Raw genomic sequence first — 11,675 nt, forward strand, 5'->3', positions numbered from 1 at the left:
GGAGTAGCTCTCGCCGGGCCGTGGCGAGCGGCCCAGGAAGTCTGCGGCGACGGCCGTGGCCGTCCGGGCGGCTCCGCTCGGCTCGCGTCAGGGGGATTGGCAAGAGCGTACGGCCTCCCTACTATGAGCGCTCACATAAACATGATTGTGGCTCATATTGAGGAGCTGGTCATATGCCGTGGTGGGACGAGGCCGTCGTCTACCAGGTGTATCCGCGAAGTTTCGCCGACGGTAACGGGGACGGTGAGGGAGACTTCCCCGGACTCAGAGCACGCCTGCCGTACCTTGCCGAGCTCGGAGTGGACGCGATCTGGCTGAATCCGTTCTATCCGTCGCCGATGGCCGACGGCGGCTATGACGTCAGCGACCACCGGGGAGTGGACCCGCGGTTCGGCACGATCTCCGACTTCGACGACCTGGTCTCCGACGCCGCCTCGTACGGCATGCGGATCCTCGTCGACATCGTGCCCAACCACTGTTCCGCCGCCCACCCGTGGTTCCAGGCCGCGCTGGAGTCCGCCCCGGGCGGGCCCGAACGCGGCCGGTTCATCTTCCGGGACGGCATCGGGGACGCCCCGCCGAACAACTGGCAGTCGTTCTTCGGCGGACCCGCGTGGACGCGGGTCCGCGACGGCCAGTGGTACCTGCACCTGTTCGACTCCGCTCAGCCCGACTTCGACTGGCGCCACCCCGAGGTGCCCGCGCTCTTCGAGGAGACGCTGCGGTTCTGGCTGGACCGGGGCGCCGGCGGGATCCGGATCGACGTGGCCAACGCGCTGTTCAAAGCGGAGAACCTGCCCGACCTGCCCCCCGGGATGCTCCCCGACGACCCCTCCGCCCCCTACAGCGGGCGGCCCGAGCTGTTCAGGGTCTACCGGACCTGGCGCGAGATCCTGGACTCCTATCCCGGTGACCGGGTCGCGGTGCTGGAGATGTGGTCCGAGGAACGCGAGCACCTGCGGCCCTACCTCGCGGACGGCCAGTTGCACCAGCTGTTCAACTTCACGCTGATGACAACCCCGTGGCGAGCCGCCGACCTGCGCGCCTCCGTCGAGCTCTCCCGCTCCCTGACGTCCGGCTCCCACGTCCGGGCCCCCTGGGTGCTGGAGAACCACGACGCGCCGCGCCTGGCCACCCGGCTCGGAGTCGACCAGGAACTGATCCGCAACCCCACCGAGGAGGCGCTGCGCGGCGAGGTCGACGTCGACCACTCGCTCGGCCGGCGGCGGGCCCGGGCGGCGGCGCTGCTGCTGCTCGCACTGCCCGGCTCCGCCTACCTCTACCAGGGCCAGGAGCTCGGGCTCTTCGAGGTCCTGGACATCCCCGCCGACCGGCGCGACGACCCGATCTACACCAGGACCGGCGGAGCCGTCTTCGGCCGGGACGGCTGCCGGGTCCCGCTCCCGTGGAGCGGAGAGTCCGCGCCGTACGGCTTCGGCACGGGCGAGCCGTGGCTGCCGCAGCCCGCGGACTGGGCCGCCGGCACCGTCGAGGCGCAGTCGGCCGACCCCGCCTCGACGCTCAGCCTGTACCGGGCCGCGCTCCGGCTGCGCCGCGACCACCCGGCGCTCGGCGCCGGTGACCTCGCCTGGACGGACGCGGGAGAGCAGACCGTGACGTTCACCCGGGACCCCGGATTCCTGTTCGTGCTCAACACCGGTGCCGAGCCGGTGGAGCTCCCGCCCGGCAAGGTGCTGCTGGGCAGCGCGCCGCTGGACGGTGGCCTGCTGCCGGCCGACACCGCCGTCTGGATGGAATGCTGATGATCTTCTTCGACCCGGCGGCCAAGCTCTGGCTGCTGACCACCCCGTCCTCGTCGTACGCGCTCCGCCTCGACGAGGGCGACGCCCCCCGGCACGTCCACTGGGGAGCGCCACTCACCCTGGAACAGGCCGTCGGGATCTCCGCGCGGCATCCCGGCGACGACGACCCCGGAGGGGAGGAACTGGCCGTCGAGGGCGGCCTGCGCTTCGGGACCCCGTCGCTGACCGTGCGATACGGCGACGGAACCCGCGGGGTGGAATGGCGCCACCTCGGCCACCGGATCGATGACGGAGAGCTGCGGATCGACTTCGCCGACCGGAGCCGGGAACTGCGGCTCACCCTGCACTACCGGGTGTTCGGCGACTGCGACGTGATCGAGCGCTGGGCCACCGTACGGGCCGTGGAGCCGGTCGAGATCCTGCGGTTCGACTCGGCGCAGTGGACGCTCCCGCACCTGCGGGACTACCGGGCCAGCCACGTGGTCGGCGAATGGGGCAGGGAGTTCCAGCTCCGCCGTCTCGGCGTCCCGGTCGGCGAGACCGTCTTCACCAGCCGCCACGGGGTCACCGGCCATCACGCCAACCCGTGGCTCATGGCCGACGACGGGCAGGCGACGGAGGAACACGGCGAGGTCTGGAGCGCGGCGCTGGCCTGGAGCGGAAGCTGGCGGATCACCCTGCACCGCGATCCACGGGGCCGGGCCGGCTGGACCGGCGGATTCGGGCACGAGGGACTCACCTGGCGGCTCGGCGCGGGCGAGGAACTGACCACCCCGGTGTTCGCGGGCCTGTACGCGCGCGACGGGTTCGGCGGGACCAGCCGCGCCTGGCACTCCTACGTCGCCTCGCACGTCCTGCCCGCCCCGGCCGAGGTCAGGCCGGTGATCTTCAACTCCTGGGAGGCCACCGAGTTCGACATCTCACAGGACCAGCAGGTGGAACTGGCCGAGCGGGCCGCCCGGCTGGGCGCGGAACTGTTCGTCGTGGACGACGCCTGGTTCGGGGCTCGCACCAGCGACGCCGCCGGGCTGGGCGACTGGTGGCCCAACCCGGACCGGTTCCCCGAGGGGCTCGGCCCGCTGATCGCCAAGGTGCGCGGGCTGGGCATGAAGTTCGGTCTGTGGGTGGAGCCCGAAGCGGTCAACCCCGACAGCGACCTTTACCGGGCCCACCCGGACTGGGTCCTGCACCAGACGGACCGGACCCGCACCACCAGCCGCAACCAGCTCGTGCTCAACCTGGCCCGGTCCGACGTCGCCGAGTGGACGCACACCTGGCTGGACCGGCTGCTGACCGAGTACGACATCGCCTTCCTCAAGTGGGACATGAACCGGTCCTTCAGCGAGGCCGGCCAGCCCGGTCACCCGGACCCCGAACGGCTCTGGATCGACCACGTCCGCAACGTCCACGGCATTCTCGACCGGTTGCGCGCCGATCATCCGGGCCTGCTCATCGAGGGTTGCGCAGGCGGCGGGGGCCGTACCGACCTCGGCATGCTGCGCCACGTCGACCAGCTGTGGACCTCGGACAACACCGACGCCGCCGAGCGGGTGGCCATCCAGCACGGCTTCGGCCAGATCTACCCGGTACGGGCGATGGGCGCCTGGGTGACCGACTCCCCGAACGCGATGACGGCCCGGTGCGCTCCGCTGCGCTACCGCTTCCACGTCGCGATGGCCGGAGCGCTCGGCATCGGCGGGGATCTGCGCGGGTGGACCGAGGAGGAGATGACCTGGGCCGCGGGACTGGTCGAGCAGTACAAGAAGATCCGCCCGATCGTGCACGGCGGGGCGCAGTACCGGCTGAGCCCGCCCGAGGCCGGGACCGCCGCCGTGCAGTACGTCTCCGCGGACGCGAGCGAGACCGTGGTCTTCCTCTTCCAACCCAGCTCGCTTCCCCGCGGTGGCGCGCCGATCCGGCTCGCCGCGCTGGATCCCGCCGCCCGCTACCGCGACGAGGCCACCGGCGCGGTCCACCACGGCGCGGTTCTGCTCTCCCACGGGTTGCCGCCGCTGCTCACCTTCGACACCACCAGTGAACTCGTCCACCTCCGGCGCCTCGCCTGACGGCGAGGACCACCTCCGGCGAGCCTGACGGCGAAACCCTCCGGGTGAGCCCGACGGCGCGGAATCCTTTTGGAGAGCTCTGACATGACCCCCGACACGCCGGAGACCGGGATCGCGGCGGACCCCCTCCCCGAGGCGCTGGCCGAGCCGACCCGGCGGGTCGGAGCCGGCTGGGTCGCCGCGTTCCTGCTGGCCAATATGGGCCTGCAGATTCCGATGCAGGTTCCCAGCACGTTTCTGATGCCGGAGCAGATCGCCGCCATCGACCCCTCGGGAAAGATCGGCGGCTACGCCTGGGTGAGCGTGATGGGGGCGGTCTCCGGGATCGTCATCGCCCCGCTGGCCGGGGCGCTGTGCGACCGCACGATCGGGCGCTTCGGCCGTCGCCGTCCGTGGATGGCAGGCGGCGCGCTGGTGTGCGTCGCCGCCTGCCTGTTCACCGGACTTCAGCACACGGTGATCGGAGTGGCGGTCGGAGCACTGCTGCTGTCGGTCGGGTTCACGATCTTGGGTGCCGGGCTCAGCCCGGTCGTTCCCGACCGGGTGCCGGCCGGCCAGCGCGGAGTGGTGCTGGGCTGGGCGACGGTGCCGCAGGCGAGCGCCCTCATCGTCGGCGGGGTGCTGGTCGGGCTGGTGAGCGGGATCCAGGCCGGCTACCTGGTGATCGCGGTGCTTCCCGTCCTGGTGCTGGTGTTCGCCGCGGTCACCGAGGACGCTCCGCTGCCCCCGCGGTACCGGGAGCCGTTCTCGCCCCGGGCCTTCCTCGCCGGCTACCGGATCAGCCCGCGGACCAGCCCGGACTTCGTGTGGGCGCTCGTCACCCGGTTCGTCATGGGCTTCGGGTACGGGCTTGGGACGCTCTACCTGCCGTACTTCCTGTCCGACGTGCTGGACTACGAGAAGCTGTTCCCGGGACAGAGCGTCAACGACGGCCTCCTGATCGTCATCGGGGTGCACAGCGCCGCGACGGTGGCGCTGGTGGTGCTGAGCGGCTGGCTGTCGGACCGGCTGGGACGCCGCCGCGGGCTGGTCTGCGCGGGCGGGCTGATCATGGCGATCGCGGCGCTGCCGCTCGCCCTCGCGCCGACCTGGGCCATGACCCTGGTGGCGGCCGCCGTCCTCGGCGTCGGGTACGGGATCTACCTCAGCGTCGACACCGCCCTGGTCACCCAGGTGCTGCCGGCCTCGGCGGACCGGGGCAAGGACATGGCGCTGGCCAATCTCATGGGGTCGCTGCCGTACGTGCTCATACCGCCGATCGCCTCGGTCGTCATCACCCACGCCGGCGGCTATCCGGGGCTCTTCCTCTGCTCCGCGGCGCTGTCGGCGACCGGTGGCCTCCTCATCTGGCGGGTCCGCGGTGTCCGCTGATCCGCGAGGAACCGGCCTCGGCGCGGCCGGCGGCACGCGGCGCCGGCCGCTCCGGAACGCGATCCCGGTTCCGCTCTGCCCGCCGCATCAAAACGGACATACTTCGTAAAGGCGGTTACCGGCGCGGCAGGCGGTCCAGTACGGCGTGCGCCTCGGACATGATCCGGCCGACCAGTTCCGCGCAGCTCGGCAGGTCGTCGATCACCCCGACGACCTGGCCCGAGGCCATGACACCGAGATCCGCGCGCCCCTCCACCATGGCGGCCCGCAGCAGCATCGGGGTGTTGGCCGCCTGCAGGACCTGGGCCCACGTCAGGTCGCGTCCGTGCCTCATCCGGCGGCCCTCGCGCATCATCCCCGCCCAGGACATGCCCGACAGCCGCTTGAACCGGGCACCGTTGGCGACCGCGCGCAGCAGGCGCAGGCGGGAGCGTTCGAGGGAGTCGACGAAGGGGGTGCGCAGCACGCGGTGCGGGACGCCGTCCACCCGGCTGGTGACCACGGTGTCGGACATGCCGAGGTAGACCTTCTTCACCTCGTCGCCGACCGTGGAGTCCGAGGTCAGCAGGAAGCGGGTGCCCATCGCGATCCCGCAGGCGCCGTACGACAGGGCGGCGACCAGCCCGCGCCCGTCGAAGAAGCCACCGGCCGCGATCACCGGGATGTCCACCGCGTCCACCACCTGGGGGAGCAGCACCGTGGTCGGGACCGCCCCGGTGTGCCCGCCGCCCTCACCGCCCTGCACGATCACCGCGTCCACGCCCCAGGCGGCGACCTTCTCGGCGTGCCTGCGCGCGCCGACCGAGGGGATCGTCACCACCCCGGCGTCCTTCAGCCGGGCGATGAGCTCCCGCTTGGGGGCCAGCGCGAACGACGCGACCCGGACGCCCTCGCGGATCATGACGTCGATCCGTTCGCGCGCGTCGTCGGCGTCGGAGCGGATGTTCACCCCGAAGGGGGCGTCCGTCCGCTCCCTGACCGACCGGATGGCCCGGGTCATCTGCTCGACCGGCATCGTGGCCGCCGCGATGATCCCCAGGGCGCCCGCGCCGGAGGCGGCCGCGGCCAATCGGGCGCCGGCCACGTAGCCCATGCCGGTCTGCACGATCGGATACCGGCAGCCGACCAGTTCGGTGAGCCGGGTGGTCAGGGCGGGCGGCGGGGCCGGGACATCGGCGGGGGGAGGCGCGGGTCCGGGATCGGAGGTCACGCCGGGGCCTCGCGATCTCGCCGGGGGGCTCCGCCGTCCTGCCGGGAGCCGGGGGACGGGGCCTGCGGATCGCCCGGCCGGGGGTCGGGGACCTCGCGGTCGCGCAGGCGGGCGGGGTCGAGGATCTCGCGCAGGACGCGGAGCTCCTCGCCGGTGGGCGAGCGGGTCTCGGGGACCGTGTCCGGCATGGCGAGCGGGAAACCGGTCCGCTCCATGACCTCCGCCACGGTGACGCCCGGGTGGACCGAGGCCAGCCGCATCGAGTGGTCGGGAGTGTCGAAGTCCAGCACGGCCAGGTCGGTGACCACCCGGCGCAGGTCGTGGTGGCGATAGGCGCTCGGCCCCGCTCCGGCCGCGCGGTCGTGGCCGACGCCGCTGACCATGTCCACCTTCGGCACGAACACGCGGGGCGAGTGTTTGGGGATCCAGTAGCTGGTCGGGTCGCACACGGTGTTGCCCGGGGCGCCGCGCACGCCGAGAAGCTGGGACCGTGGCCTGGCCCAGTCGCCGATGCAGGAGATGTTGCTGTTGCCGTACCGGTCGATCTGGCTGGCCCCCAGCATGACGTGCCGCCTGCCGTTGAGCACCAGCCACAGGTGGTCGCGGAACGGCAGCCAGCCCTCGACCACCTCGGGCGTCTCGCCCAGCGGCGGCACGTCCCCGGTCAGCAGACAGGTCCCGTCATGGGTGAGCAGGCCGGGTTCGAACGTGAGCCGGGCCAGCCGGGCGGCCAGCACGGTGATCGCGCCGCCGATGCCCGCCGCGAGGATCTCCCCGTCTCCCCGGAACGCCTCCGCGCATGCGACGACGCACACCTCGGCGCGCGTGGCGGTGGTCGTCGTCACAGGTTCCTCCCGAGATCCGATGCCGTGCCCGTGACGCCGGCCGCGCCGCCCACGGTGTCGCCTACAGTGCCGCCCACGGTGCCGCCCGCGGTGCCGGTGCTCATCCGTCCTCCCGCGCCCGCCGTACGGCCTCCTGGTAGGCGGCCTCGTCGCCGGACAGGTAGCGCTCCCGGAACGCCTTCCACGCCTGTGGGTCGGCGGCGGCGGTCACATAGGCCCGCTGGAAGGCCTCGTCGCGGCCGTAGTCCGGCTCGCAGGAGGAGAAGTGGGCGCCGCCCGGAGTCTCCACCACGCCGGTCACCATGGACCGGCTGATCAGCAGCGACTGGACCGGCCCCTCCTTGAGGAGGTCGGCGGTGTCGACCAGGCGCTCGCAGGAGACGTAGCAGCGCTCGGCCGCCTTGGCGTAGAGGTCGTCGAAGTAGGGGTCGGGGCCGAGATACTGGGCGTTGCCGCGGTGGTCGGCCCGATTGAGGTGGACGAGAGAGACGTCCATGGTCAGCGGGGGGACCGCGATCAGCTCCTCACCGTCGGGGTAGGGCGAGCGGACGGTCCGCAGGCCGGGGTTGACCCGCGTCACATCCGAGCCGAGCCCGGCGCGGGTCGGCAGGAACGGCAACCGGTGCGCCGCGGCGAGCAGGCCGAACATGAACATGCCCTCGTCGTACTCGGTGAACTCCACGGCCGCGCTCTGCCGGGCGGCGCGGAAGTGCGGTTCGAGGGGGATCGAGTCGAGCGTGACGAACGGCGCGACCACCCTGCGGACCTTGCCGTGGGCGCACAGCAGCCCGACGTCCGCGCCGCCGTAGGAGACGATCGTCAGATCCTCGATCGAGGAGCGGCAGATCGCCCGGACCAGCGCCATCGGCTTGCGCCGCGCGCCCCAGCCGCCGATCCCGACCGTCATGCCGCTGCGCAGCGACCCGACGACCTCCTCGATCGTCATCACCTTGCCGGTCATCCCGCCTCCTCCGGCGTCCCGTCGGTTCTGGAGATGAACGCCTCGCGGTGCCTGTCGCCGGCGCCCATCAGGTTGAGCTCGAAGGTGAAGCCCTGCTCGAAGCGGTAGCTGCGCCTGACGTCCACCGGGTCGATGCCGTTCAGCGACTCCTTGGCCCGGCGGATGACGTAGGGGTCCTTGCCGGCGATCGAGGAGGCGACCTCCAGGGCGGCCTCGCGCAGCTTGTCGCGGGGGACGACCTCCAGCACCGAGCCGAAGGCGTGCAGTTCGGCGGCGGTGACGGTGCGGCAGGTGTAGACCATGGCGCGCATCAGGTGCTGGGGGACCAGCCGGGCCAGGTGGGTGGCCGCGCCGAGCGCGCCGCGGTCCACCTCCGGCAGGCCGAAATAGGCGTCCTCGCTGGCCACCACGATGTCGGCGTTGCCCGCCAGGCCGACACCGCCGCCCAGGCAGAAGCCGTGCACCGCGGCGATCACCGGGACCTCGCACTCGTAGACCGCCGCGAACGCCGCGAAGCACCCCCGGTTGGCTCCGACCAGGGCGGCGTGCCCGGCGGTGGCCTGCATCTCCTTGACGTCCACCCCGGCGTTGAACCCGCGGCCCTCGGCGCGCAGCACCACGGCGCGGGTGCCGGGGTCGCGTCCGGCCTCCCGCACGGCCCGCGCCAGCTCGAACCAGCCCGAGACGGTCAACGCGTTGACCGGGGGCACCTCCACGACCACCTCGGCGACCGGTCCGCCGCCGTGCAGAGTGATTGCCATCGCGCCTCACTGTTCGCACCTAACGCTTGCTTGGTACGGTAGCACGCGACGGGCCGGGCGGAAGATGGTGAGGGCGTCATGCGGATCTCCTACGACTACGCCGGGTCGGTCGTGCTGGTGACCGGCGGGACCAGGGGGATCGGCGCGGGGATCGCCGCCGCCTTCCTCGCCGCCGGGGCCGAGGTGGTCGTGTGCGGGCGCGGGGAGCCCCCGGCCGGAGGCTCGGCGGACGCCGGGAGTTGCGGGAGTGCGACGTTCGTGGCGGCCGACGTGCGGGACCCGGAGGACGTGGACCGGTTGTTCTGGGAGGTCGAGAGGCGCCACGGGCGGCTCGACACGGTGGTCAACAACGCGGGCGGCTCGCCGTACGCGCCGCTGGCCGGGACCTCGCCGCGGTTGCACGCCCGGATCGTCGAGCTCAACCTGACCGCCCCGCTGCTGGTCGCCCAGCGCGCCCACCCGCTCCTGCACGCGAGCGGCGGCTCGATCGTCATGATCGGCAGTTCGAGCGGCACGCGTCCCTCGCCCGGCACCTCCGCCTACGGCGCGGCCAAGGCGGGCCTGCACCACCTGGCCGCCTGCCTGGCCGCCGAGTGGGCGCCGCACGTCCGCGTCAACACGGTGGTCGTCGGCCTCGCCGAGACCGAGAGCGCCGCCGGTCACTACGGCGGGCCCGAGGGGGTGCGGCGGATGGGCGCGGCCATCCCCGCCGGCCGGATGGCCCTGCCCGAGGACGTGGCCGGGGCGTGCCTGTGGCTGGCCGCCCCCGGCTACGTGACCGGGGCCGAGGTCCTCCTGAACGGCGGTGGCGAGATCCCCGCGTGGCGGGAGATCGCCTCTGGACACGGTGGGTGAACCCCCGGGAAACTCTGCATGATCACGGCGAAAGGGACCTGGCACATGAGTGGTATCTGCGGCGGGCGTGTGGTGATCGTGACCGGGGCCGGACGCGGCATCGGGCGGGAACACGCCCTGGAGTTCGCCAGGCAGGGCGCGAAGGTCGTGGTCAACGACCTCGGCACCGGCCCCCAGGGGTCCGGCCGTTCCGGCGGGCCCGCGCTGGAGGTGGTCGAGGAGATCCGCGCCCTGGGCGGCCAGGCGGTGGCCAACAGCGACGACGTCGCCGACTGGGACGGCGCGGCGCGGCTGGTCAAGATGGCGCTGAGCGCCTACGGGCGGCTGGACGTGCTGGTGAACAACGCCGGGTTCGTCCGCGACCGGATGCTGGTGTCGATGACCGAGCAGGAGTGGGACGAGGTGATCCGCGTCCACCTCAAGGGTCACTTTTTGCCGCTGCGGCACGCGGCTGCGCACTGGCGGGAGCGCGCCAAGTCGGACGGGCCGGTGAACGCCCGGGTGATCAACACCTCCTCCGGCGCCGGATTGCTCGGCAGCGTCGGGCAGGGCAACTACGCCGCGGCCAAGGCGGGCATCGCGGCGCTGACCCAGGTGGCCGCCGCCGAGCTCGGCCGCTACGGCGTCACGGTGAACGCGATCGCCCCGGCCGCGCGCACCCGGATGACCGAGGAGGTCTTCGCCGCCACGATGGCCAGGCCCGCCAGCGGCTTCGACCCCATGGACCCGGCCAACGTGGCGCCGCTGGTGACCTGGCTGGGATCGGCCGGCTCCGCCCACGTCACGGGACGGGTGTTCGAGGTCGAGGGCGGCGTCATCTCGCTGGCCGACGGCTGGCGGCACGGGCCGCGCGTCGACTCGGGCACCCGCTGGGAACCCGCCGACGTCGGCGTGGCGGTCGCCGAACTCCTGGCCGAAGCCGCCGAACCGGAACCGGTCTACGGGGCCTCCTCGCCCTGAGGCGGCGTCCGACGCCGAACAGGGGGCCTGGCGATCAGGGACGCGTGTCGAAGTCTCCGGCCTTCATCCGTCCCAGGAAGGCGGCCCAGTCCGCCGCCGAGAAGACGAGCTTGGGACCCTCGGCGTTCTTGGAATCCCGAACGGCCACGACATCACCCATGTTCGCCACTTCCACGCAGTCCCCGTTGGCTCCGCTGTACGAACTCTTTTGCCATACAGCGTCAGTCAGGTCTATCGGGCTGGACACCCCACGCCCCTTCCAACGGACACTCACATCAGATTCTTCGACGCGTCCATCAGCATAGTTCTCGTGTCTGCGGCGTCGAGAACCACCGACGCCGTCCTCGACGACGTGGTGCTGCCGCTGAGCGAGGTGGTCACCAACGCGATCGTCCACTCCGGCTCGGGACGCACGCGCGACGGCTCGGTGATGGTGTGCCTGGGCGTCGGCGGCGGCATGACCACGTCGAGGTGATCGACGGCGGATCGGCGACGAGCGTTCCCTTCATCCACGCGGCCGACGCCGACGGCGACGGCGGGCGCGGCCTGTTCCTGGTGGAGATGATGGCGGCCGGATGGGGCGCCCACCATGACGAGGCGGGCAACGCGGTCTGGTTCCATGTGGCCGACAGCGCGAGGTGGCACCTTCGCGCCCACCGAAGATCGTTCCTGTGGTGCCCGGCCCTGCGCTCCTTTCGAAAGCGACGCTTCAGCTACGGCGACGCGCCCTGAACGGCTCCGTCACGATCGCTTCAGCGTCATAGCGCAGGCTGGGCGGTCCGAAAGGGAGCGGCTACGGCCCGCACGCCGTACGGCGAGGCAGAAGGGCGCGGAGGCGGGTGGGTGTTCCGGCCGGCGTATAAAAAGCCCGCGACCACCGCGC

At 72.3% G+C, this 11,675-nt stretch carries 12 protein-coding genes; 7 read left to right on the top strand and 5 right to left on the bottom strand.

Annotation, left to right across the window (positions count from 1 at the left end):
- The first annotated feature begins 173 nt into the window (after positions 1–173).
- The 3 genes from ACQPYK_RS11100 (at position 174) to ACQPYK_RS11110 (ending at position 5,200) form a co-directional block, all read left to right on the top strand.
- Positions 174–1,763, top strand: a complete 1,590-nt coding sequence (locus tag ACQPYK_RS11100) for a glycoside hydrolase family 13 protein (protein WP_433253824.1) — start codon at positions 174–176, stop codon at positions 1,761–1,763.
- On the top strand, positions 1,763–3,829 hold the full coding sequence (locus ACQPYK_RS11105; protein ID WP_433253826.1) for an alpha-galactosidase: 2,067 nt from the start codon (positions 1,763–1,765) through the stop codon (positions 3,827–3,829). Before ACQPYK_RS11100 ends, ACQPYK_RS11105 begins: the two co-directional genes overlap by 1 nt.
- An 84-nt stretch (positions 3,830–3,913) precedes the next feature.
- Positions 3,914–5,200 carry an MFS transporter gene (locus tag ACQPYK_RS11110; protein ID WP_433253828.1) on the top strand — a complete coding sequence of 429 codons (1,287 nt, stop codon included), beginning with the start codon at positions 3,914–3,916 and terminating at the stop codon, positions 5,198–5,200.
- A gap of 115 nt (positions 5,201–5,315) precedes the next feature.
- Here the strand turns inward: ACQPYK_RS11110 and ACQPYK_RS11115 are convergent, their stop codons facing one another.
- From ACQPYK_RS11115 to ACQPYK_RS11130, 4 genes are all read right to left on the bottom strand, one after another.
- On the bottom strand, positions 5,316–6,410 hold the full coding sequence (locus tag ACQPYK_RS11115) for an NAD(P)H-dependent flavin oxidoreductase (RefSeq protein WP_433253830.1): 1,095 nt from the start codon (positions 6,408–6,410) through the stop codon (positions 5,316–5,318).
- Positions 6,407–7,255 carry a CoA-transferase subunit beta gene (locus ACQPYK_RS11120; RefSeq protein ID WP_433253832.1) on the bottom strand — a complete coding sequence of 283 codons (849 nt, stop codon included), beginning with the start codon at positions 7,253–7,255 and terminating at the stop codon, positions 6,407–6,409. Before ACQPYK_RS11120 ends, ACQPYK_RS11115 begins: the two co-directional genes overlap by 4 nt.
- Before the next feature lie 100 nt (positions 7,256–7,355).
- Entirely contained in the window at positions 7,356–8,216 is an 861-nt protein-coding gene (locus ACQPYK_RS11125) for a CoA transferase subunit A (RefSeq protein WP_433253834.1), read from the bottom strand.
- On the bottom strand, positions 8,213–8,977 hold the full coding sequence (locus ACQPYK_RS11130) for an enoyl-CoA hydratase family protein (RefSeq protein WP_433253836.1): 765 nt from the start codon (positions 8,975–8,977) through the stop codon (positions 8,213–8,215). Before ACQPYK_RS11130 ends, ACQPYK_RS11125 begins: the two co-directional genes overlap by 4 nt.
- A 78-nt stretch (positions 8,978–9,055) precedes the next feature.
- Between ACQPYK_RS11130 and ACQPYK_RS11135 the strand changes: the two genes are divergently transcribed.
- Both ACQPYK_RS11135 and ACQPYK_RS11140 read left to right on the top strand, forming a co-directional pair.
- On the top strand, positions 9,056–9,832 hold the full coding sequence (locus tag ACQPYK_RS11135; RefSeq protein ID WP_433253838.1) for an SDR family oxidoreductase: 777 nt from the start codon (positions 9,056–9,058) through the stop codon (positions 9,830–9,832).
- Between the two features lie 45 nt (positions 9,833–9,877).
- Positions 9,878–10,792, top strand: coding sequence for an SDR family oxidoreductase (locus ACQPYK_RS11140; protein ID WP_433253840.1), 915 nt, complete (start codon positions 9,878–9,880; stop codon positions 10,790–10,792).
- Positions 10,793–10,826: 34 nt separating this feature from the next.
- Here ACQPYK_RS11140 and ACQPYK_RS11145 read toward each other — a convergent pair whose 3' ends face one another.
- A complete protein-coding gene (locus ACQPYK_RS11145; protein WP_433253842.1) occupies positions 10,827–11,066 on the bottom strand; it encodes a DUF397 domain-containing protein in 240 nt (79 codons plus the stop codon).
- A gap of 36 nt (positions 11,067–11,102) precedes the next feature.
- Between ACQPYK_RS11145 and ACQPYK_RS11150 the strand changes: the two genes are divergently transcribed.
- Positions 11,103–11,267 carry a hypothetical protein gene (locus ACQPYK_RS11150; protein WP_433253844.1) on the top strand — a complete coding sequence of 55 codons (165 nt, stop codon included), beginning with the start codon at positions 11,103–11,105 and terminating at the stop codon, positions 11,265–11,267.
- The gene (locus ACQPYK_RS11155) at positions 11,264–11,524 is read left to right on the top strand and encodes a hypothetical protein (RefSeq protein WP_433253846.1); all 261 of its coding nucleotides are present in this window, start codon (positions 11,264–11,266) and stop codon (positions 11,522–11,524) included. Before ACQPYK_RS11150 ends, ACQPYK_RS11155 begins: the two co-directional genes overlap by 4 nt.
- Positions 11,525–11,675: the final 151 nt, after the last annotated feature.

Origin of the sequence: Streptosporangium sp. CA-135522 (assembly GCF_050949235.1) — a bacterium.
Classification (GTDB): domain Bacteria; phylum Actinomycetota; class Actinomycetes; order Streptosporangiales; family Streptosporangiaceae; genus Streptosporangium.